Raw genomic sequence first — 20,078 nt, forward strand, 5'->3', positions numbered from 1 at the left:
GGAACAAAGCGTCGTTATACTAATTCAAGCTAGATTATGGCGATGAGAGATCAACTTTGTGTCCGGCAGGTTCGCTGGATCAGGCCACGCTCTCGTCGCGCTCCATGATCCAGACAGGCAGGGCCTCGATGGTTTCGAGCGCCCCATAGCGATCGTGCGCCGCTGGCGCTTCCGCCAGTTCGTGGGCCCAGGTGACGACGTAGGGGATGTGAACGGCATAGGCACCCGCCTCCAGCGCCGGCAGCACGTCCGACTTCATCGAATTGCCTGCCATCACCGCTTCGTGCGGGCCCGTGCCATGTCGGGCAAAGACCCGATCATAGGTGCCACGATCCTTTTCCGAGACGATCTCGACGGCCGCGAACAGATCACCGAGGCCCGAGGCGGCCAGCTTGCGCTCCTGGTCCAGCAGGTCGCCCTTGGTGATCAGCACCAGTCGGTAGCGCTCCGACAGCTGGGCAAGGGCGTCGTCGACGCCCGGCAGGGTCTCGACCGGATGCGCGATCATCTCGCGGCCCGCTGCGAGAATTTCCCGGATGATCCGTGGCGGGGCCTCGCCGTCGCACAGCTCCATGGCGGTCTCGATCATCGAGAGGGTGAAGCCCTTGATGCCATAACCATAGAGCCGCAGGTTTCGGCGCTCGACCTCGGCGAGACGAGCCTCGACAGCCGCCGTCTCGTGTTCCCCCAGCAGGTCGAGAAACCGGGCCTGGGTCAGTCGGAAGATCGTCTCGTTGTGCCAGAGGGTGTCGTCGGCATCGAGACCCACAGTCGTGATGGGCATGGGGCGGGCTTTCGGCGGGTCGAGGTGCCGGTCTGGAGCGGAGGACCACGGGGGTCAACGGGTCGCGTTGTCGGCGGGTGCGTTTCAGGGCATCCCGACCACCCCGAACTGGCGCGAGACAGGACCGACCGATGACAGATTCTGCCGCCGTCGTGATCGGTGCCTCTGGCGGCATCGGCTCCGCCCTGGCCGATCGACTCCAGACATCCGGCACCTACGCCGTCGTCCACCGCCTGTCCCGCTCGGGCAGCGGACTGGACCTCGAGGACGAGACCACGATCGCTGCCGCTGCCTCGAACGTGGCCGAAGGCCCACCGGTGCGCCTGATCTTCATCGCGACGGGGGTTCTGCACGACGGCCAGGAGCCCGAACGGTCGTATCGGGCCATGACCGCCGAGCATCTGTTGCGGGACTACCGGATCAACACCGTCGGACCGGCGCTGGTCGCCCGCCATTTCGCACCCCTCCTGCCGCGGGAGGGCCGCAGTGTCCTGGCGGCGCTTTCGGCCCGGGTCGGCTCGATCGGGGACAACCGGCTGGGTGGCTGGCACAGCTACCGGGCGTCAAAGGCGGCGCTGAACATGATCCTGCGCAACCTTTCGATCGAACTGGCCCGGACCCATCGCGAAGCGATCGTGGCAGGACTGCATCCCGGCACGGTCGATACGGCTCTCAGCGTGCCCTTCCAGAAGGGCGTCACGCCGGGAAAACTCTTCACCCCCGAACACTCGGCCACGCGAATGCTCGAGGTTCTGGACAGCCTGACCCCGGCGGACAGCGGCAACGTATTCGCCTTCGACGGAGTGCAAATTCCCGCGTAATGCGGTCGGATGAGCCAGACAGATGTCATCCCCGCCCCTGCCCGCAAGCTTGGCTGGGGTTTGGCCGCCCTGGTGGTGGCAGGCAATATGATCGGATCCGGCGTCTATCTGGCCCCCGTGGCGCTTGCCCCGACCGGGTCCTCCAGCGTGATCGGCTGGCTGATCTGCGGCGTCGGGGCCATGATCCTCGCGGCCGTGTTCGCCGGTCTCGGACGGTTCCAGCCCGATGCTGACGGGCTTTCGGACTTTACCCGGCGGGGTCTGGGGCGGTTCATCGGCTATCAGACCGCCATCGCCTACTGGGGCGTCTGTCTGACGGGCAATGTCGCGGTCGCGCTGGCCGGGACGGGCTACATGGCCTTCTTCTTTCCTCAACTGGCCGAGCCTTTACCTGCGGCCCTGTGCAATCTCGTCCTGATCGGGCTGACGACGGCAGCCTATGCCTCGGGTGCCCGCGTCGCGGCGCGGCTTGGCGCCGTCACGCTTGTGCTTGGCCTCCTTCCCCTGGTGCTCGCAATCGTCGCTGGTGCGCTCGCGTTCAGTGGGCAGACCTTCAGCGGGTCATGGAATCCGTCCGGCCTGCCGCTGGCGCAGAGCGTGCCGGCCTCGCTGGTCGTCATCTTCTGGTCGTTTCTCGGTCTGGAAAGCGCGGCGGCCCTGTCGCGGCTGGTCAGGGACCCCGCGCGCGACGTGGGTCGGGCCAGCGTCGGCGGGGTCGCACTGGCACTCGTCGTCTATGTCGCGGCCAGTGTGGCGGTGTTCGGCGTGATCCCTGCCGGCGAACTGGCGACCTCGACCAGCCCGTTCGCCGATCTGGCTGCGCGGGTGTTCGGCGCCTCGGTCGCCGGTCTGGTTGCGGCCTGCGCCGTGATCAAGGCCCTTGGCACGATCGCGGGCTGGACCATCCTGGGCGGAGAGACGGCGCGATCGGCGGGCGAGGCAGGGTATCTGCCCCGAGTGTTCGGTTCGGCGACGACGCCGGGCCGACTGCCGCTGACCAATCCCCTGATCAACGGCACGATCATGGCGGTGCTGGTTGTTGCGACGTCGCAACCGACCCTGGCCAGCCAGTTCGGCCTGCTGATCGGAGCCTGTACGGTCCTGACAATCTGTCTCTATGCCCTGTGCTGCATCAGCCTGTTCCGGTTCAGCACCAGCCCGGGCTGGCGTGCACTGGCCTGTGTCGGGCTGGTGTTTTCTGTCGGTGCGGTTGTTGCGGCCGCACCCGGAAACATCGTGCCGGCGATCGTCCTGTTCACCGTGGCCTCGATCGGCTGGATCCGGGTTCGCAAGGGGGCCGGGCCACGCGTTGACCCGGTGTCGACGACGCTTTAGCAACGCCGCCGTTTGCCCGCCGGGATTCGGTGGTATGGAGCGCCCCATGACCCAGACCCTCCTCCCCGGCTGCACCGGCGTGCTCGCCCTCGCCGATGGCACGATCCTGCAGGGCTTCGGCTGCGGCGCGACAGGCACGGCGCTGGGCGAAGTGGTCTTCAACACGGCCATGACGGGCTATCAGGAAATCCTGACCGACCCCTCCTACATGAGCCAGATCCTGGCCTTCACCTTCCCGCACGTCGGCAACACCGGCACCAATGTTGATGACATCGAACAGATGGGCGGGGGTTCGGACACCTCGGCGCGGGGCGCGATCTTTCGCGACCTGCCGACCGATCCGGCCAACTGGCGCAGCGATTCCGGTCTCGATGCCTGGATGAAGCGCCGTGGTGTCGTCGGTCTGGCCGGGGTCGATACCCGCGCCCTGACAAAGGCCATCCGCGACCGGGGGGCCCCGCACGCCGTCATCGCTCATGATCCCGACGGTCGGTTCGATCTCGAGGCCCTGGTGGCTCAGGCAAAGGCCTGGACAGGCCTGGTCGGTCTCGATCTGGCCAAGGATGCCTCGACCCTGCAGTCCTTCCAGTGGGATGAGGCGCTGTGGGACTGGCCCGAAGGTCACCCGCGCGTCGATGCGGCCAGCAAGTCGGTCGTGGTCATCGACTATGGCGTGAAGCGCAACATCCTGCGGGCACTGGCGTCGACGGGCTGCGCGATCACGGTCGTGCCCGCCACCACGAGCGCCGAGGACATTCTGGCCCGCAATCCGGATGGCGTGGTCCTGTCCAACGGACCGGGTGATCCCGCAGCGACCGGCGTCTATGCCGTGCCGGAAATCCGCAAACTGGTCGACAGCGGCAAGCCCCTGTTCGGCATCTGCCTCGGTCACCAGATGCTGGCGCTGGCGCTGGGCGGCAAGACGATCAAGATGGATCAGGGCCACCACGGAGCCAACCATCCGGTCAAGGACCTGACCACGGGCAAGGTCGAGATCGTGTCGATGAACCACGGCTTCACCGTCGACCGCGACAGCCTGCCCGACGCGGTCATGGAGACCCATGTCAGCCTGTTCGACGGGACCAACTGCGGCATCGCCCTGAAGGACCGCCCCGTGTTCAGCGTCCAGCACCATCCCGAGGCCTCGCCGGGCCCGTCCGACAGCCTGTATCTGTTCGACCGTTTCGCGGCCCTGATGGACGGCTAGGGGCCGTCATCGTCCCGTCGAGCAAGCTGTGGTATCGACGTTCTCCATGAGACTCGTATCCCTTCTCACCATCCTGCTCCTCATGCTGGGAGGCTGCGTCAGCGGCGCCCGTTCAAGCTTCGTGGTTCAGGACCGTGAAACGGCATTGCCAATGGGACTGGTGTCGGATGAACGCCACCCGATCCGGGTCTATCTGGACGATGAGCGTCGTATCGCGCTTTTTCGACAGGCCTTTCGTGAAGGCACCGGCTTCCGAGAGGGCGTTTCTGTCGGCCAGGACGGCGTTGTGGATTTCCTGACCCTTTCCGGCGGCGGCTCAAACGGGGCCTTCACTGCCGGGATCATGAAGGGCTGGACCGAGAGCGGGACACGACCGGATTTCGAAGTGGTGACCGGGGTCTCGACCGGAGCCCTGGCTGCCCCATTCATCTTCCTGGGTCCTGACTGGGACGACGAGCTTGAAGAGGCCTATGTCGGCGGGGCGGCTTCCTCGCTGTTGCAGACCCAGGGGCTGGGTGCCCTGGTTGGGTCCGGTGTCTACAAGGGTGAACCCTTGCGGGCCCTGGTCGAGCGCTATGTCGACAAGGCCATGCTGCAGGCCGTGGCCGCCGAATTTGCCAAGGGACGCGTCCTGCTGGTCGCGACCACCGACCTCGATAGCCAGCGCGGCGTCAGCTGGGATCTGGGCGCGATCGCTTCGGCCGGCACGCCGGAGGCGCTGGAGCTTTTCCGGTCCGTGCTCGTGGCCTCGGCCAGCATACCGGGGGCATTTCCGCCGGTCCTGATTGCCTCGAACAGTGGCGATCTTGCGTTCGAGGAAATGCATGTCGACGGTGGCGTCTCCACACCGATTCTGGCCATTCCGGAAGCCCTGTGGGCCTTTCGCGAGTCCTCGCAGATGCTGAAATCGGCGCGGTTTCGTGTCATCGTCAACGGGCGGATGGGGCCCAGTTTCGCAGTGACGAAGGACAGTCTGGGCGGGGTGCTGGCCCGGAGCATAGAGACCCTCCTGCGAGCCTCGCTGCTGACGACGCTGGAAGGCAACCGGGCGTTCGCCGATCGGAACGACGTCTTCTTCCGCTATGCGGCCCTTCCTGACGACTCCACGGCGTCCCCGCTGAACTTCAGTCCGGAGTCGATGCGGGCCGTCTTCGAGGTGGGCCGTACAGGAGCCTTGTCGGGCGAAATCTGGCGGTGACGCTCAGGGCAGCGGCGCAAAGCTGCGGGTCTCGCGCAGGGCACAGGCCTTTCTGACGGCGACCGGCGCAGCGTGCAGCCAGTAGTCCGCATCCTCGGGACGGTCAGCAAGCCTGCGCTCAAGACCCCGCAGGCGACGCTGGGCCGCGTTCTCGAGCAGGCGGGCGTGCAGGGCACGCGGTGTCAGGTCATGAATGACGGGGGAACCGGGGACGGCGACGGCGTCGGGGCCCGTGGGTTCCACTGCCGGGCGGGCAATGGCGATGAACATGGACAAGCTCTGGCGATTTCTGGGGATGGACACCTTCTGCGTCTCGTGGCTGTTAACCACAGGACCTGTGGATAGTTCCGCATTCAGACGAAAAAATGTCACATGATTCAGTAATTTAGCGCCGCCGTTTCGCCATCTTGGTTACCGAAATCTTAACGCACCCCTGTTGAGAACCCTCAGCCCAGACGGTCGAGATGGGTCGCCCATGCCGTGCGGCCCGTCTGCGTCAGCACCACCCGGGTGCGCGGCTTGCGGCCCAGGAACCCGCGACGCAACTCGATATAGCCCGCCGCCTCTAGCCGCTGCAGATGGCTGGACAGGGTATTGTTGGCCAGTTCCAGCACAGCGCCCAGCTCCGTGAAATCCGCAGCGCCGCGATCCGAAAGGAAGGCGAGGATACCGGCCCGCACCCGGCTGGAGATCAGGGGATCGACCTCCCCGTCCGGCAGGCTCACGCGCGGCGCTCGCGCATCAGCAGGACGGCGGGCAGGAAGGCGAGCCCCAGCAGGCAAGCGGCGCTGGCCAGGAGGAAGGGCGGCGTATTGCCAATCACGGCCATCATCACGGCCGCGAGGAAACTGGCCACAGCCACGACCAGCAGCCAGCGGCGCGCCCCCAGGATCGCCGTGACCCACCATGCACAGCCCCACAGCGCCAGCAGGACCGGGGGCATCATATAGGCCGTGTAGACCTGATCGGTCCCTGGCTCCCCCCGGGTGTAAAGATTGAATGCCGTGACGACGGTGATCAGGGCGATGAAGGCGGCAGACCAGACCGCAACGGCGGCCCGGCTCAGCTTGACCCGGTTGGGCCCGAATGTCCGCCAGGCCGTCCAGAGCAGGGCCAGCAGGAAGACGCCCTGCGACACGATCGGCGTCATGCCGGCAATCCTGAACAGGATCCCCGGATCCTCGCGCATGAAGGCCTCGGCTCCATAGACATGGATCAACAGCCCGATCGCGAGAAACGACAGACCGAAGCAGGCACCGAATGCGGCCATCAGCACCAGAAACGGCGCAGGCGCGCCCCGCCCGGCGCTCGCCATTCGCTTCAGATAGGCCAGGTCGCTCTCGGCGGAGGCCTCAGGGATATCGGTGGTCCGGGTCATGGCAGCGTCCTGATGGTGAGCTGACTACTTTCAATAACAAAGTTGTCGAGTCAACCCCCGCTTCGTTTGGGCCCCGATTGCCGCTAAGGCTGTCGGGTGCGTTTCGATGATCGTTTCCTGGAAGAACTGAAGGCCCGCCTTCGCCCGTCCGATGTCATCGGGCGGTCGGTGAAGCTCAAGCGTCAGGGACGGGAATGGGTCGGGCTCAGCCCCTTTTCCAAGGAGAAGTCGCCCTCGTTCTTCGTCAATGACGACAAGGGTTTCTTCCATGACTTCAGCTCCGGCAAGCATGGAGACATCATCAGCTTCCTGCAGGAGACCGAGCGGCTGTCCTTTCCCGAAGCGGTCGAACGGCTGGCCGCCGAGGCCGGGATGCAGCTCCCGGCCGAAGACCCCCAGGCGGCCGAGCGCGAACAGAAGCGTCAGGGCCTGTCGGACTGGATGGACCTGTCCCAGAAATGGTTCGCGGCCAATCTGCGCCGGTCGGTGGGCAAGGCGGCTCGGGACTATCTGGAGCGGCGCGGCCTGCCCGAGGACCAGTGGGAACGGTTCGGCCTGGGCTATGCGCCAAATGACCGCGAGGGTCTGAAGGCAGCGCTGGTGCAGCGCGGGGCCAAGCCGGGTGAGCTGGTCGAGACCGGGATGCTGATCGCGCCGGAGGGCGGCGGCTCTCCCTACGACCGGTTCCGCGACCGGTTGATGTTCCCGATCCTGGATGCGCGCGGCCGGATCGTCAGCTTCGGCGGGCGGGCCATGAACCCCGACGACCGGGCCAAATACCTGAACGGTCCGGAGAGCCCGCTCTTCCACAAGGGCGCGACCCTGTACGGGCTGCCCGAGGCCCGGCGCATCCTGGGGGCCGAGAGCAAGTCGACCCAGTCCATCATCGTCGTCGAAGGCTATATGGACGTCATCGCCTGCCAGAGGGCGGGCCTGCCAGCGGTCGCCCCCATGGGCACGGCCCTGACCGAGGAGCAGATGGCCCTGCTGTGGCGGGTGTCGTCGGAACCCGTGCTCTGCTTCGACGGCGACGGGGCGGGCCAGCGCGCCGCTTTCCGGTCGATCGAGCGGGCGCTACCGCTTCTGAAGCCCGGCCGATCGTTCCGCTTCGCCCTGCTGGACGGGGGTCAGGACCCGGACGACATACTGCGCGGCAAGGGGGCCCCGGCCCTGCGTCAGGCGATGTCGGAGACCCGCACGTTCTCGGACATGCTGTTCCGCCGCGAGGCCGAGGCCGAGCCGCTGGACACGCCCGAACGCAAGGCCGGGCTGAAGGGTCGGTTGCGCCAGGCCGCCCTGGCCATCCAGGACAAGGACCTGGCCGAACAGTACCGCCGCGACCTGTTCGAGCGGTTCGACGCCCTCTTCCCCGGTCGTCCGGCCCCGGCCGCCCGCGCGCCTTTCGTGCCCGGTGCTCGCTGGAAGCCCGGCGTGCCGCCCAAGCTCGGCCAGACGGCCGAAGGGGCCCAGGCCATGCAGGCCCTGAACCGCTCGATCGAACCCGTTGCCGCGGCGCTGGCGCACGGTGCCATCGATGACCCGGAGCGGATGGACGATCATCTGGAGGCAATCTCCAGTCACGGCTTTGGTGACCATGCGCTGGATGGCCTTGCGCAGGAACTGGTGCGGCTGCGGTTCTCCGGGGCATCGATGGACAGCGCGGCGCTCCGCCGCCACCTGTCGGGCTCCGGGCACGACGACCTCCTGCGCGAGGTCGAGCGGGCCGCGACGAAGTCCGGCGCGCCCTTCCTGAACGCCGCCCTCCCGATCACCGAGACCCGCCTGCGCTGGGCCCAGGCCTTCGATGCGCTGACCCGCGTCGCCGCGCTGGAGAAGGCCCTCGCTGCCGCCAAGTCCGGTGCCGATCAGGCTTTCGACGCGCCGACCTTCAGCCGCCTCAAGGCCGAACGCGATGCCCTGAAACGCGCCATCAAGACCGGGACTATCTGGGATCCGGGCGCGACCTAAAAGGGATGGCAACGGCTTGCCGCCTCGTGCCCCGACCGGCAGACTCCAAACGCCAGGCATCCCGTCGACAGCCCGCTGCAAACGCGCAATGTTCGACGAACACTCGGGGGAATGATCGATGCGGGTTTTGATGACGACGGCCATAGCGGCGCTGCTGACCTGCAGTCCTGCGCTCGCGCAGGACGGGCTCAAGGCCGCAGTGCAGAGCGACTACGACATGAACCTTGCGGCCCTGTTCGACCATTTCCATCGCAATCCGGAACTGTCGGGGCTCGAGATCCAGACCTCGGCCCGGATGGCGGCAGAGCTTTCGGCCCTCGGCTATGACGTGACCACCGGCATCGGCGGCACAGGCGTGGTCGCCGTCCTTAAGAATGGCGACGGACCGACCGTCATGATCCGCGCCGACATGGATGGACTGCCCCTGAACGAGCAGTCCGGCCTCGCCAACGCCTCGACCGCCCGCCAGACGGACAGTGACGGGATCGAGAAACCCGTCATGCATGCCTGTGGCCACGACGTGCACATCACGGCCCTGGTCGGAACCGCCCGGCAGATGATGGCGCGCAAGGCCAACTGGGCCGGCACCCTGGTCCTGATCGCCCAGCCGGCCGAGGAGCGCATCTTCGGAGCGCGTGCGATGGTCCAGGATGGGTTGTATTCGCGCTTTCCCAAGCCGGACTATGCCCTTGCCTTCCATGTCTCGGCGGATCTGGCGACCGGCAGCCTTGAGGTTCCGCTCGGCATCACGGCGTCCAGTTCCGACAGCATCGACATCGCGGTTCACGGTATCGGCACGCACGGAGCCTACCCGCACCTCGGCATCGACCCGATCGTCGTGGCTTCGGCCATCGTGATGAACCTGCAGACTCTGCCCAGCCGCAGCATCAATCCGCTGGAAGGCGCCATCGTCACCGTCGGATCGTTCCATGGCGGCATCAAGCACAACATCATCTCCGACCGCGTCGATCTGCAACTGACCGTCCGCTCCGACAATCCGGAGACTCGGACAGCCCTGCTGGACGGAATCGATCGTGTGGCGCGGGGCACGGCCCTGGCCATGGGCGTGCCGGAGGACAGGCTGCCGACCGTCGTCCGGTCCCCGACCGAGAACACCCCGCCGACCATCAATGACGCGGCAACTGCTCAGCGGGTCCGCGACGTTCTCAGGTCGTCCCTGGGTGCCGGCACCCTGACCGAAAGCTCGCGCACCGGCATGGGGGCAGAGGACTTCGCCTATTTCGTCACGCCCGAAAGCGGCGTGAAGGGGGTCTATTTCAGCGTCGGCGGCACGCCGGCCGACCAGCTCGCCGGCGCTCCAGGCCACCACTCGCCGCTGTTCAGGATCGAGCCGGAACCCTCGGTGACCCTGGGTGTCGAAGCCAGTGTCCTGGCCGCCGAGGCGCTGATGCCGCGCACGGCACTTTGAACGGTTCGGCATGACTGTGCGTTAGGTCCTGCTGAACATCGGAGATCGAACCATGGCCCTGTCCCGTATCGCTACCGCCATCGGCGGTCTGTTGCTGTCCAAGGGGGGCCGCAAATTTGCTGGTCGCCATGCGGGCAAGCTGGCGCTGGCAACCCTGGCCTGGGAGTTGCTCCAGCAGCGCAAGGCCCGCGCTGGCGGTCAGACCCAGTCCCAGGGCAAGCCCCGTCCCGCGTCACGCCAGCGGTGGAGCGGCCGGCGCGTCTGACCCCTTGCCGGACGCAGGGTCATCCGCGCTAGTCTGATGCCTTCACTCCGGAGCGTGCCATGATCACCGTCCATCACCTGAACAACTCCCGCTCCCAGCGCGTGCTCTGGCTGCTGGAGGAGATGGGCTTGGCCTATGAGGTCAAACACTACGAGCGGGATGCCGCCACGATGCTGGCCCCGCCGGAGCTTCGCGCTCTCCACCCCCTCGGCAAGTCGCCCGTGATCGATGATGGCGAAATCCGTGTTGCCGAGACGGGGGCCATTATCGAGCATCTGCTGGACGCCAACCCGGGCACGCCGCTGCGGCCCGCACCGGGCACGCCTGAGGCCAGAAGGCTGACGTACTGGCTGCATTATGCCGAAGGGTCAGCCATGACGCCGCTCCTGCTCAAGCTCGTCTTTGGCCAGTTGCCAAAACGGTCACCCGGACTGGTGAAGCCGATCGTGAATGCCATTTCGAGCAAGGCCCAGTCGGGCTTCATCGACCCGCAGATCGCGACCCACGTCGCCTACTGGGAAAGTGAACTGGGCAAATCGGCCTGGTTTGCCGGCGACACCTTCACGGCGGCCGACATCATGATGAGCTTTCCGCTCGAGGCCGCAGGCAGCCGCGCGCCCTATGTCGGCAAGCCCAACATCACGCGTTTCCTGAAAACGATCCACGCGCGTCCGGCCTATCAAAGGGCTCTGGACCGTGGCGGACCCTATGCCTACGCCTGAACGTCGCATTCCGGCGTTCCGCAACCGGGTCGCGAACTCGGCGTTGGTAAGGCCATGCGTATCCAGACCATCCAGATCGTCGCCGCGCTGATTGCCGCGATTGCCTTCACCCTGGCGTTCATAGCGGCAGGCGCGTTTCTACTGTCGCTGATGTTCGGTCTTGTCGGGGCGGCCGCAGTGGCCTGGCTGACCTATATGGTTGCAACACGATGGCTGTCGCGTCGCCGTCATCGCGACGTGACACCGTCTGGCTCCACCCGCTGAAGCGTGACTTTCAAGCTCCCTTGAGTTTCTCGCCTGCCTGCCCTACCTTCTTTGGCCGGTCGCGCGCGCCCTGCGACCGTCGCCAGTGCCGCTTTCCTGTCTTTTCCTGCTTTCGGGCGATCAACAGAAACTCACGACACCTATGGAAAAAGTCCCCATGACCGGCGAGGGCTATCGCTCCCTCGACGATCAACTGAAGCAATTGAAATCGGTCGAGCGGCCCAGCGTGATTGCGGCCATTTCGGAGGCCCGCGAACACGGCGACCTGTCCGAAAACGCCGAATATCACGCCGCCAAGGAGCGCCAGGGCTGGATCGAAGGCCAGATCGCCGAGATCGAGGACAAGATCAGCCGCGCACAGGTCATCGACGTTTCCAAGCTGTCGGGTTCACAGGTCAAATTCGGCGCGACGGTCACCGTCGTTGACGAGGATACCGAGGACGAGGGCTGCTACCAGATCGTCGGCGAGCACGAGGCCGACGTGAAACAGGGCAAGATCAGCATTTCGTCGCCGATCGCCCGCGCCATGATCTCCAAGGAGGTCGGCGACGTGGTCGAGGTCAACACGCCCGGTGGCGTCAAGGCCTACGAGATCCTCAAGGTCGAGTGGAAGTAGGCTCACCCCTTTCCATCCAGGTCGTCTCTGACGGCCGTGCCGGAATCGAGAATCAGGCGCTGGGTCTGGCGGAAGCCATCCAGCGCCTTGTTCCGGCTGACATATCCATCAAACGTATCCGCTGGCGGCCGATGTTCGACCGGCTTCCCAGCGCCCTCAAGACCGAGGCGATGCTGGACCCAGGGTCCGACGCCCCCTTCCCGTCACCGACAGAGCCCTGGCCCGATCTCTGGATCGCGACCGGGCGGGCCACGCTTCCATTGTCAGTCGCCGTCCGGCAGCGCTCCGGCGGCAGGACGTTCGTCGTCCAGACCCAGGACCCACGGTCCAATCCATCGCGTTTCGACATGGTCGTGGCCCCGGCCCACGATGGCCTGTCGGGCGATGCCGTGTTCGAGATCATCGGCTCGCCGCATCGCATCACGCCAGATCGTATCGCCGCTGCTGCGGTCGCTTTTGCAGAGCGGCTTGACCCCCTTCCCCACCCGCGGGTGGCTGTGCTGATCGGCGGACGATCCGCTGCGTTCGATCTGACCCCAGCACACGCCATCGGACTGGCAGACGACATAGCCGCCGCGATCGCTGCGGCGGGGGGCTCGCTCATGCTGACCTTCTCGCGTCGCACGCCGTCCGAGGCGCGCCGGATCATGACCGAGCGTCTCTCCATTCTCCCCGGCCTGATCTGGGACGAGACGGGCGAGAACCCGCTCTTTGCCTTCCTGCAGTCTGCCGACCACATCCTCGTGACCGAGGACAGTGCCAATATGGCGACCGAGGCGGCCTCGACCGGCAAGCCCGTCCGCATCCTGCCGATGGTCCCCCGGAAGCCGTCCGGCAAGTTCGCGCGCCTGCACGCCGATCTTGAAGCACACGGTGCGACCCGCCCCTTTGACGGTGACCTGACCCCCTGGACCTATGTCCCGCTCAACGAGACCGCGCGCGCGGCCCGGGCGGTGCTGGAAGCCATGGCGGCGCGCTGAGGGGGCTCAGCGTCCCTTGAAGTCCCCGGGGCGCTTTTCCAGAACAGCGGTGACGCCTTCGATATGATCATCGGTCAGATGGGCCAGGGCCTGCATGGCCGCCGACATCTCCAGCATCTGATCGAAATTCATGTCGCGGCCCTGGCGCAGGAGGGTCTTGGCCATCCGAAGCGCCTGTGGCGGCTGGGCGGCAATCTGCCGTGCGGTGATCATGGCCTCCTCCATGAGGCTGTCGTGCGGCACCACGCGGTTGACCAGTCCCCATGCGTCAGCCGTCACGGCATCGATCGTGCGCGCCGTGAACAGCATCTCCGCGGCCCGCGCATAGCCGACGTTGCGCGGCAGCAGCCACGAACCCCCATCGCCGGGGATGATGCCCAGCTTCAGGAAAGGCACGCCAAAGCTGGCGCGATCCGACGCGATGCGAATGTCGCCCAGCCCGGCAATGTCACACCCCAGGCCCATGGCGGGCCCGTTCACGGCCGTGATCAGCGGGACTTCGAGGCCATAGAGGGCCCGCACGATCCGGTGCACGACCCGGCGGTAACGCTCCCGGATCGACGCGCCCGATCCCTCGAACAGGTCTGAGCGGGCCTTCATGGCATTCAGATCACCACCCGCAGAGAACGCCCGGCCCGCTCCCGTCAGGACGACACACCGCACGGTCATGTCGGCATTCACGGCCTCGCAAATGGCCGCAACCTCGTCGCCGTCCCCGAGGTCCGGAAGGGCGTTCAGCCGGTCGGGCCGATCCAGCGTCAGCACCAGCACGCCATCGTGACGCATCTGTTCGATCAATCCGGTCATGCCAGTCTCCGCGCAGGAAAAACCCCGGCCTCTTTCGAGACCGGGGTGGGAATGCGCAAGTCGATAATGAGCGCCTTGCCTATCCGCGCGGCTTTCCAACCTGGATAGGCACAAAGTTCGAAGGGTGGCTGACCACGCGGTCGGACCCCGAATTCGTCGCCTTGGTATTCACCAGCATCCCGCCCCAGAGGGCAAAGGACATCATGGCGTGTTGCAGATTGCGCTGCCTGTCGTTCATCTGGCGTCTCCTTTCGTGAACGATGAAAAGAGACGCGGCGTGCTTGCAGGGGTTTTCACCCTCTTAGTCGTTTCGCGTCATGGTCTATATCGTTCGAAACCGGGTTTGGTTCAAGTTTTTTGCTCCGATATCGGAGCATATTTTGTGAGACTGTCATCTAAGTGACCCCTACGCCACACCGTCCGATCCCGAAGTCCATTGCCACGCCCTGTGTCCAGGTGTGCGTGGTCGACGGTGCATCGAGCCTCTGCCTCGGCTGTTTCCGCACACTTGCGGAGATCGGCGGCTGGAGCGCGCTGAGCGATGAACAGCGCGCTGCGATCATGGAAGACCTGCCCCTTCGCCGACAAAAAGCAGGGGGTTGAGACCTGGAGCCATTAAGGCTTCGTCAGCCATGCCGCTTCACGCCATGCCAACATCCCCGTGGCAGATTGCATCGACCGCAGAAGCGGGTCTGTCGCGTGAGGTCCGATGCGCTTTGATCTTCAGCCTGCCATCGTCTTGCTGGCCGCAGTGACGTCCTCGTTTGCGGCGGCATTCACCCTGGGAAACCTGTCGGATGACGGTCCGGCCCAGGCGCAGCCGATGCTGGCGACGGTCGCGGCGAGCCATAGCGCGCCCGCCAGCGGGACAGCGACGCAGATCGTCCGCAGTTCTGATGGCCACTACTGGGCCCAGGCCGACGTCGATGGCCGTGCCGTCAAGGTCCTCGTCGATACCGGTGCCAGTGTCGTGGCCCTGACGCGCGAGGATGCCGCCCGGCTGGGTTTGCGACTGAAGCCCGACGACTTTACCCGTGAAGTGCAGACGGCTTCCGGCTCTGCCCGCGCGGCGCCCGTGACGCTCGACCGGGTCGCCGTTGCTGGAGCCTCCGTCGACAATGTCGAGGCGCTCGTGGTCGAGGCCGGGCTGTCGCACTCCCTGCTTGGCATGAGCTACCTGGGGCGGCTGTCACGGTTCGAGGCGACGCCTTCTGGCCTGACCCTGCGCCCCTAGAGGGCCTTCAGCATCACCGACAGGGCCGTCGCCAGCAGATAGAGGGCAAAGGCCTTTCGCAGCACGCGCTTGTCCAGCCTGTGCGCCAGCCGGGCCCCGAACGGTGCCACCAGCGTCGTCAGCAAGCCCATCACGATCGCGGCAGGCACATTGACGTAGCCTAGCGACAGGGGGGGACGCCCGCCGGCATCCCAGCCGAAAACCACAAAACCCAGCATGGCGGCAGCCCCGATCGCCACACCAAAGCCCGAAGCCGTTGCCACGGCCTGATGGATCGGCCGCCCGCACAGGGTCAGCATCATCCCGCCGAAGCTCCCGCCCCCAATTCCCATCATCGCGGACAACAGGCCGATCCCGGTCCCGACACCGCGCCGGGTCCAGCCGGTCGGGACATCCTTCGCCAGGGTGAAGCGCTCGGGCATCAATCCCATCTGGGCGGCTATCCCCAGCAGGCAGACGCCATAGACGATCGCCAGCCCGCCCATGGAGGTGAAGCCGGCTACTCCGGCTCCCACCAGTGCCCCGAATGCCACCCAGGGCGTCCAGGTCTTCAGTACGACCTCATCCACGGCCCCATGGCTGCGGTGGGCTCCCAGCGACCGCCAGGACGTTGCCACGATGGTCATCAGGGAGGTGCCGATGGCGACGTGGAGATTGGCCTCGCCACCAAGACCCAGGACCTCGAACGCATAGAACAGGGCCGGGACGATCACTGTCCCGCCACCAACGCCGAAAAGGCCCGCGATTAGCCCGCCGGCCAGTCCCGCCGCCACAACGGCACCCATGAGCGCCAGGATCTCGCCGATCGGCAGGTCAGGCACTCAGGCGGCCTGGTCCGGGCGCTCGCGGCGGGCCTCGGCCTCGCGCACGGCCTCGGCCGCGCGATCGACGACCTCGAGCCCGGCATGGGGGGCGATCGCCTCCACCGTCAGGATGCGGCGGAAGGCGCGGGCCCCCGCCCGCCCATGCATCAGCCCCAGCATGTGCCGGGTCATCGAATGCAACCCCACGCCCTCGTCCAGCCGTGCCTGAAGGTAGGGCCGGTAGCGCTCGATGGCCTCGAAGGCGTCGACATCGGTGCCGGCTCCGAACAGCCGGCGGTCGACCTGACCCAGCAGGGCGGGCTCATGATAGGCGGCACGGCCCAGCATCACGCCATCAAGCGCAGGCTCATCCCCGGCCGGTTCCAGATGGGCCTCGACCTCGTCCAGCGAGGTGACGCCGCCATTGATGACGATCGTCAGATGAGGCCGCTCGCGCTTCAGCCGCCGCACCAGCCCATAGTCCAGCGGCGGGACATCGCGGTTTTCCTTGGGCGACAGGCCCTGCAGCCAGGCCTTGCGCGCATGGACGATGAAGGTCGTCACCCCCGCGGCGGCCGAGGCATCGACCGTGGCAAACAGGCTGACTTCGGGGTCCTGGTCGTCCACGCCGATCCGGCATTTGACGGTCGCGGGTACATCCACGGCGTCACGGATCGCTGCCATACAGTCCGCGACCAGCCCCGGCTCGCGCATCAGACAGGCCCCGAACCGGCCCGACTGGACCCGGTCGGACGGGCAGCCGACGTTCAGATTGATCTCGTCATAGCCCATCGCCGCGCCGATCCGGGCGGCCTGCGCCAGTTGCTGGGGATCCGACCCGCCCAGTTGCAGGGCGACGGGGTGTTCGACCGCGTCGAACCCCAGCAGCCGCGCCTGATCGCCGTGGATCACCGCCGGTGCCGTGACCATTTCCGTATACAGAAGCGCGCGCTTCGTCAGGGCCCGGTGAAAGGTGCGGCAGTGCCGGTCCGTCCAGTCCATCATCGGGGCGACGGAAAAACTGTGTGCCGGGATGGCGTGCATCGTCACTCGTCGTCAGAGGCTTCAAGGACTGACCGTGCGGCCCGGGTCATCGGGGGGATGCCCCTCCATATACGAGACGGAGAAGAAACGCGACGAAAGGCGCCGATCAGGCCCCCGCCTCGCTCGGGAGTCGATACTGGGCTGGCAGAAGCTGGTGACGGGCCATCTTGTCATAGAGCGTCTTGCGCGGGATCTGCAGCCGCTCCAGCACCTGGCGAATGTCGCCACGGCAGGCCACGAGCGCCTCCCGGATCAACTCGGCTTCATAGGCCTGGACCTGCTGGACCAGACCGGTCCCCGACACGACCGGCGCATCGGTCGCATCAAGACCCACGGCCACCTGGCTGGCGAAATTGGACAGCTCGCGCAGGTTGCCCGGCCAGTCGTACTCCAGCAGCCGACGACGGATTCCGTGGTCGATCGGCGGTGACGGCCGGTTCAGCTGGGCCGCCGCCCGCCCCAGGAAGCGCGCGAACAGCATCGGAATGTCCTCGCGCCGATCCCTCAACGGCGGAATCCGGAGCCGGACGACATTGAGCCGGTAGTACAGGTCCTCGCGAAGCTCGCCCCGGCGAACCGCCTCGGCCGGGTCCGACTTGGTGGCCGCGATGATGCGCAGATCCAGCCCCCTCGGCTCTGACGCCCCGAGCGGCAGCACCTCCCGTTCTTCGAGAACGCGCAGGAGGAGAAGCTGGGAGGCGCGAGGGGCGAGATCGATCTCGTCCAGAAACAGCGTGCCCTGATGTGAGCGCTCGATCTGGCCCACACGCTTGCGCGATGCCCCGGGAAAGGCCCCGAACTCATGTCCGGCCAGCAGGCCTTCACTGCCGCTTTCCGGCAAGGCTGCACTGGCGACGGCCACGAAGGGATGCAGCCGTCGACGGCCGGCATTGTGGATGGCGCGGGCGACGGCCTCCTTGCCAGCGCCGGTCTCGCCCTCGATCAGCACATCGACCGGAGCATCCGCCAACTGGCGGATGGCCGCCCGCACGCCTTCGATGGCCCGACTGCTGCCGCTGAGCGGGATGGCCCAGGTCTCGTCTGCAGCGAGGGATACAAGCCGGCGGTTGTCCAGCACGAGCGCGCGTTTCTCCAGCGCTCGCCGCAAGGTCTCGATCAGTCGCTCGGGGGCAAAGGGCTTGGCGAGGAAGTCGTAGGCCCCGCGCTTCATCGCATCGACCGCCTCGGCGACGTCGCCATGCCCGGTCATCATGATGACGGGCAGGCCCGGATCAAGCGCGGCCAGACGTTCGACCAGTTGCCGCCCGTCCAGTCCCGGCATCCGCAGGTCGGTCACGACGACGCCCTCGAAGTCCTCGCCGATCGCCTTGAGCGCAGCCTCGCCTCGGGAAAAGGCTGTCACGGTAAAGCCGGACAGTTCCAGCCGCTCTGCCAGGGCGAGCCGGAACGTCTCGTCATCCTCGATCAAAGCGACGCGGGACAGGATGACGAAACTCATGCCGCCCTCGGCAGGACGATGCTGAAGGTCGCCCCGGATGTGGTGGGGTCCAGGCGGAGATCGCCCCCGAAGCCGACGAGGATGTCGCGGCTGATGATTAGACCCAGCCCCATGCCGTCCGGCTTGTCCGTCGTGAACGGCGTGAAGAGCCGGTCGCGGATCTCGGCCGACACCCCGGGACCGTTGTCGGCGACCCGGACGATCACCTTGTCGTCCTCGGTCGCGACCGTCACGGTGATCTGCGGATCGGTCGTGCCATTCAGCGCCTCGGCGGCGTTCTGGATCAGGTTCAGGAGGACCTGTTCGAGCCGGTAGCGTTCGGCTTGCACGGAGATATCGGGCGAGAGCGGGCTGCGGACCAGCCGGATCTGGCGCTCGCGCAATCGGGGCCCGGCCAGGAGCAGGGCGCCATCCAGCGCCTTCGTGACCTCGACCGCGACGGCCTCGGACCGGGTCTTGCGCGAAAAGGCCCGCAACTCGTCGGTGATGGTGCCGATCCGCACCGTCAGGTCGCTGATGGTCGTCAGGGACCGGCCGAGGGACTCGCTGTCGGCCCGCTCGAGATAAAGCCCTGCGCTGTCGGCATGCATGCGAATGGCAGCCAGGGGCTGATTGACCTCATGCGCCACGCCAGCCGCGATCTGGCCCAGGGTCGCCAGCTTGTTCGCCTGGATCAGTTCGTCCTGAAGCAGCTGCCGGCTTTTCTCGAGCCGCTGGCGTTCGCTGATTTCCCGGTTCAGCAGGCTGTTGGCGTCACGCAGTTCCGTGGTGCGGCTGTCGATCTGCTGCTCCAGTTCGATACGCGCGCGCTGCGCCTCGATCTCACGGGACTGAACACGCTGGCGGCGACGCAGAAGGATGCCGGAAAGTCCCGCCAGCAGGGCAACGCTCAGGAGAGCCAGGGTCCGGGCCGTGAAGATCGCCCGGGTCGTCTGTGCCCCGACCGGTGACAACAGGTGCACGGTCCAGCCGAGATCGGGAATCGAAGCGGAAGCCCTGGCATAGAGATCCGGTGCGAGATCGCTGTCGATCCGCACCAGGTCGGACGTACCGGCCATGAATGGAAGATCAGCAAGGGATGCCGTGCCCGAGGTCTGGGTTTCAGACAGGCGGCGACGCTGGGCATTGGCGAGCGGGCTTGCGGCGCGGAACCGCCACTGGGGGACAGTGGTCAGCAGGACCACGCCATTGCTGTCGGTGACATAGGTGGGTTTTCCGGATCGTCGCCACTCCGCCTCCAGGTCGTCGAATTCGACCTTCGCCACGATGACACCCAGCGCCTGGCCCTGCGCATTGCTCAGTCGCCGGGCAAGGTAGAGCCCAGGTCGCCCACTGACCGTTCCCAGGGCGAAGAAGCTGGCCTCACCGGACTCCAGTGCGCCTCTGAAATAGGGGCGAAAGCGATAGTCCGAACCGACGAAACTCGTCGGTTCACGCCAATTGCTGGCCGAGACCGCAATCCCGCGCGAGTCGAGCAGATAGATCGCTGCGGCCCTCGTTTCCGTCGCAAGACCTTCGAGTTTCACATTGAGCCGGTCGGCTGCGGCCCCTGCAGGTGACGCGAGCGCAGCGAACAGATCGGCGTCCTGGGACAGGACCGTCGGGAGGGAACGGTGACGTTCAAGCTCGCTGCGCAACAAGGAGGCGTGGAGAGTCGAGGCGATGGAGGCCTGCCGGATCGCCACGTCGCGCGTGTCGCGACGCGCCCACTCCCCGCTCACCAGAACGGCCAGACACGCCAGCGCGAGCCAGATCACAGCGAAC

Annotated in this window: 23 protein-coding genes; 13 read left to right on the forward strand and 10 right to left on the reverse strand. The window is 66.4% G+C overall.

Annotated elements, in window-relative coordinates; genetic code table 11:
• Positions 1-79 precede the first annotated feature (79 nt).
• Positions 80-784, reverse strand: a complete 705-nt coding sequence (locus GGR13_RS00595; RefSeq protein ID WP_183211527.1) for an HAD family hydrolase — start codon at positions 782-784, stop codon at positions 80-82.
• Positions 785-915: 131 nt separating this feature from the next.
• Here GGR13_RS00595 and GGR13_RS00600 point away from each other — a divergent pair, with 131 nt between their 5' ends.
• From GGR13_RS00600 to GGR13_RS00615, 4 genes are read left to right on the forward strand one after another with little or no spacing between them, the layout of a single operon-like run.
• On the forward strand, positions 916-1,605 hold the full coding sequence (locus GGR13_RS00600) for an SDR family NAD(P)-dependent oxidoreductase (protein WP_183211528.1): 690 nt from the start codon (positions 916-918) through the stop codon (positions 1,603-1,605).
• 9 nt (positions 1,606-1,614) lie between these two features.
• A complete protein-coding gene (locus tag GGR13_RS00605) occupies positions 1,615-2,940 on the forward strand; it encodes an amino acid permease (protein ID WP_183211529.1) in 1,326 nt (441 codons plus the stop codon).
• A 46-nt stretch (positions 2,941-2,986) separates the two neighbouring features.
• On the forward strand, positions 2,987-4,147 hold the full coding sequence (gene carA / locus GGR13_RS00610) for a glutamine-hydrolyzing carbamoyl-phosphate synthase small subunit (RefSeq protein ID WP_183211530.1): 1,161 nt from the start codon (positions 2,987-2,989) through the stop codon (positions 4,145-4,147).
• 46 nt (positions 4,148-4,193) lie between these two features.
• On the forward strand, positions 4,194-5,345 hold the full coding sequence (locus tag GGR13_RS00615; RefSeq protein ID WP_183211531.1) for a patatin-like phospholipase family protein: 1,152 nt from the start codon (positions 4,194-4,196) through the stop codon (positions 5,343-5,345).
• 3 nt (positions 5,346-5,348) lie between these two features.
• Here the strand turns inward: GGR13_RS00615 and GGR13_RS00620 are convergent, their stop codons facing one another.
• The 3 genes from GGR13_RS00620 to GGR13_RS16545 all read right to left on the reverse strand — a co-directional run bounded on the left by GGR13_RS00620 (position 5,349) and on the right by GGR13_RS16545 (position 6,723).
• Positions 5,349-5,615, reverse strand: a complete 267-nt coding sequence (locus GGR13_RS00620) for a hypothetical protein (protein ID WP_183211532.1) — start codon at positions 5,613-5,615, stop codon at positions 5,349-5,351.
• 176 nt (positions 5,616-5,791) lie between these two features.
• On the reverse strand, positions 5,792-6,070 hold the full coding sequence (locus GGR13_RS16540; protein ID WP_343060265.1) for a transcriptional regulator: 279 nt from the start codon (positions 6,068-6,070) through the stop codon (positions 5,792-5,794).
• Complete coding sequence (locus GGR13_RS16545) at positions 6,067-6,723, reverse strand: hypothetical protein (RefSeq protein WP_246347620.1); 657 nt, start codon at positions 6,721-6,723, stop codon at positions 6,067-6,069. The genes GGR13_RS16540 and GGR13_RS16545 overlap by 4 nt, the downstream gene beginning before the upstream one ends.
• 96 nt (positions 6,724-6,819) lie before the next feature.
• Between GGR13_RS16545 and dnaG the strand changes: the two genes are divergently transcribed.
• From dnaG to GGR13_RS00660, 7 genes are all read left to right on the forward strand, one after another.
• Entirely contained in the window at positions 6,820-8,691 is a 1,872-nt protein-coding gene (gene dnaG, locus GGR13_RS00630; protein ID WP_183211534.1) for a DNA primase, read from the forward strand.
• A 118-nt stretch (positions 8,692-8,809) separates the two neighbouring features.
• On the forward strand, positions 8,810-10,120 hold the full coding sequence (locus GGR13_RS00635; protein WP_183211535.1) for an amidohydrolase: 1,311 nt from the start codon (positions 8,810-8,812) through the stop codon (positions 10,118-10,120).
• Between the two features lie 52 nt (positions 10,121-10,172).
• A complete protein-coding gene (locus GGR13_RS00640; protein WP_183211536.1) occupies positions 10,173-10,385 on the forward strand; it encodes a cysteine protease in 213 nt (70 codons plus the stop codon).
• Positions 10,386-10,444: 59 nt separating this feature from the next.
• Complete coding sequence (locus tag GGR13_RS00645; protein WP_183211537.1) at positions 10,445-11,107, forward strand: glutathione S-transferase; 663 nt, start codon at positions 10,445-10,447, stop codon at positions 11,105-11,107.
• Between the two features lie 54 nt (positions 11,108-11,161).
• Positions 11,162-11,371 carry a hypothetical protein gene (locus tag GGR13_RS00650; protein ID WP_183211538.1) on the forward strand — a complete coding sequence of 70 codons (210 nt, stop codon included), beginning with the start codon at positions 11,162-11,164 and terminating at the stop codon, positions 11,369-11,371.
• A gap of 142 nt (positions 11,372-11,513) precedes the next feature.
• Positions 11,514-11,987 carry a transcription elongation factor GreA gene (gene greA, locus GGR13_RS00655; RefSeq protein WP_183211539.1) on the forward strand — a complete coding sequence of 158 codons (474 nt, stop codon included), beginning with the start codon at positions 11,514-11,516 and terminating at the stop codon, positions 11,985-11,987.
• Positions 11,978-12,967 (forward strand): ELM1/GtrOC1 family putative glycosyltransferase, encoded by a 990-nt coding sequence (locus tag GGR13_RS00660; RefSeq protein WP_183211540.1) that lies wholly within the window; start codon positions 11,978-11,980, stop codon positions 12,965-12,967. Before greA ends, GGR13_RS00660 begins: the two co-directional genes overlap by 10 nt.
• 6 nt (positions 12,968-12,973) lie before the next feature.
• Here GGR13_RS00660 and GGR13_RS00665 read toward each other — a convergent pair whose 3' ends face one another.
• Positions 12,974-13,774: a crotonase/enoyl-CoA hydratase family protein gene (locus tag GGR13_RS00665; RefSeq protein WP_183211541.1), complete on the reverse strand. Its 801-nt coding sequence runs from the start codon at positions 13,772-13,774 to the stop codon at positions 12,974-12,976.
• Between the two features lie 79 nt (positions 13,775-13,853).
• Positions 13,854-14,012: a hypothetical protein gene (locus GGR13_RS00670; protein WP_183211542.1), complete on the reverse strand. Its 159-nt coding sequence runs from the start codon at positions 14,010-14,012 to the stop codon at positions 13,854-13,856.
• A gap of 161 nt (positions 14,013-14,173) precedes the next feature.
• Here GGR13_RS00670 and GGR13_RS00675 point away from each other — a divergent pair, with 161 nt between their 5' ends.
• Both GGR13_RS00675 and GGR13_RS00680 read left to right on the forward strand, forming a co-directional pair.
• Positions 14,174-14,377 (forward strand): DUF1289 domain-containing protein, encoded by a 204-nt coding sequence (locus GGR13_RS00675; protein WP_183211543.1) that lies wholly within the window; start codon positions 14,174-14,176, stop codon positions 14,375-14,377.
• A 106-nt stretch (positions 14,378-14,483) separates the two neighbouring features.
• Entirely contained in the window at positions 14,484-15,008 is a 525-nt protein-coding gene (locus tag GGR13_RS00680) for a TIGR02281 family clan AA aspartic protease (RefSeq protein WP_183211544.1), read from the forward strand.
• Here the strand turns inward: GGR13_RS00680 and GGR13_RS00685 are convergent.
• The 4 genes from GGR13_RS00685 to GGR13_RS00700 all read right to left on the reverse strand — a co-directional run bounded on the left by GGR13_RS00685 (position 15,005) and on the right by GGR13_RS00700 (position 20,071).
• Complete coding sequence (locus GGR13_RS00685) at positions 15,005-15,829, reverse strand: sulfite exporter TauE/SafE family protein (protein WP_343060267.1); 825 nt, start codon at positions 15,827-15,829, stop codon at positions 15,005-15,007. The genes GGR13_RS00680 and GGR13_RS00685 overlap by 4 nt on opposite strands.
• On the reverse strand, positions 15,830-16,855 hold the full coding sequence (gene dusA, locus GGR13_RS00690) for a tRNA dihydrouridine(20/20a) synthase DusA (protein ID WP_183211545.1): 1,026 nt from the start codon (positions 16,853-16,855) through the stop codon (positions 15,830-15,832). It lies immediately after the preceding gene.
• A gap of 106 nt (positions 16,856-16,961) precedes the next feature.
• Positions 16,962-18,314, reverse strand: coding sequence for a sigma-54-dependent transcriptional regulator (locus tag GGR13_RS00695; protein WP_183211546.1), 1,353 nt, complete (start codon positions 18,312-18,314; stop codon positions 16,962-16,964).
• Positions 18,311-20,071, reverse strand: coding sequence for a sensor histidine kinase (locus GGR13_RS00700; RefSeq protein WP_343060269.1), 1,761 nt, complete (start codon positions 20,069-20,071; stop codon positions 18,311-18,313). The genes GGR13_RS00695 and GGR13_RS00700 overlap by 4 nt, the downstream gene beginning before the upstream one ends.
• Positions 20,072-20,078: the final 7 nt, after the last annotated feature.

The organism is Brevundimonas variabilis (assembly GCF_014199945.1).
Taxonomy (GTDB): Bacteria; Pseudomonadota; Alphaproteobacteria; order Caulobacterales; family Caulobacteraceae; genus Brevundimonas; species Brevundimonas variabilis.

Coding starts and splice junctions, on each gene's coding strand:
- GGR13_RS00595 (WP_183211527.1), bottom strand. CDS start 784: ATGCCCATCACGACTGTGGGTCTCGATGCCGACGACACCCTCTGGCAC.
- GGR13_RS00600 (WP_183211528.1), top strand. CDS start 916: ATGACAGATTCTGCCGCCGTCGTGATCGGTGCCTCTGGCGGCATCGGC.
- GGR13_RS00605 (WP_183211529.1), top strand. CDS start 1,615: ATGAGCCAGACAGATGTCATCCCCGCCCCTGCCCGCAAGCTTGGCTGG.
- carA (WP_183211530.1), top strand. CDS start 2,987: ATGACCCAGACCCTCCTCCCCGGCTGCACCGGCGTGCTCGCCCTCGCC.
- GGR13_RS00615 (WP_183211531.1), top strand. CDS start 4,194: ATGAGACTCGTATCCCTTCTCACCATCCTGCTCCTCATGCTGGGAGGC.
- GGR13_RS00620 (WP_183211532.1), bottom strand. CDS start 5,615: ATGTTCATCGCCATTGCCCGCCCGGCAGTGGAACCCACGGGCCCCGAC.
- GGR13_RS16545 (WP_246347620.1), bottom strand. CDS start 6,723: ATGACCCGGACCACCGATATCCCTGAGGCCTCCGCCGAGAGCGACCTG.
- GGR13_RS00635 (WP_183211535.1), top strand. CDS start 8,810: ATGCGGGTTTTGATGACGACGGCCATAGCGGCGCTGCTGACCTGCAGT.
- GGR13_RS00640 (WP_183211536.1), top strand. CDS start 10,173: ATGGCCCTGTCCCGTATCGCTACCGCCATCGGCGGTCTGTTGCTGTCC.
- GGR13_RS00645 (WP_183211537.1), top strand. CDS start 10,445: ATGATCACCGTCCATCACCTGAACAACTCCCGCTCCCAGCGCGTGCTC.
- GGR13_RS00650 (WP_183211538.1), top strand. CDS start 11,162: ATGCGTATCCAGACCATCCAGATCGTCGCCGCGCTGATTGCCGCGATT.
- greA (WP_183211539.1), top strand. CDS start 11,514: ATGGAAAAAGTCCCCATGACCGGCGAGGGCTATCGCTCCCTCGACGAT.
- GGR13_RS00665 (WP_183211541.1), bottom strand. CDS start 13,774: ATGACCGGATTGATCGAACAGATGCGTCACGATGGCGTGCTGGTGCTG.
- GGR13_RS00670 (WP_183211542.1), bottom strand. CDS start 14,012: ATGAACGACAGGCAGCGCAATCTGCAACACGCCATGATGTCCTTTGCC.
- GGR13_RS00680 (WP_183211544.1), top strand. CDS start 14,484: ATGCGCTTTGATCTTCAGCCTGCCATCGTCTTGCTGGCCGCAGTGACG.
- dusA (WP_183211545.1), bottom strand. CDS start 16,855: ATGCACGCCATCCCGGCACACAGTTTTTCCGTCGCCCCGATGATGGAC.
- GGR13_RS00695 (WP_183211546.1), bottom strand. CDS start 18,314: ATGAGTTTCGTCATCCTGTCCCGCGTCGCTTTGATCGAGGATGACGAG.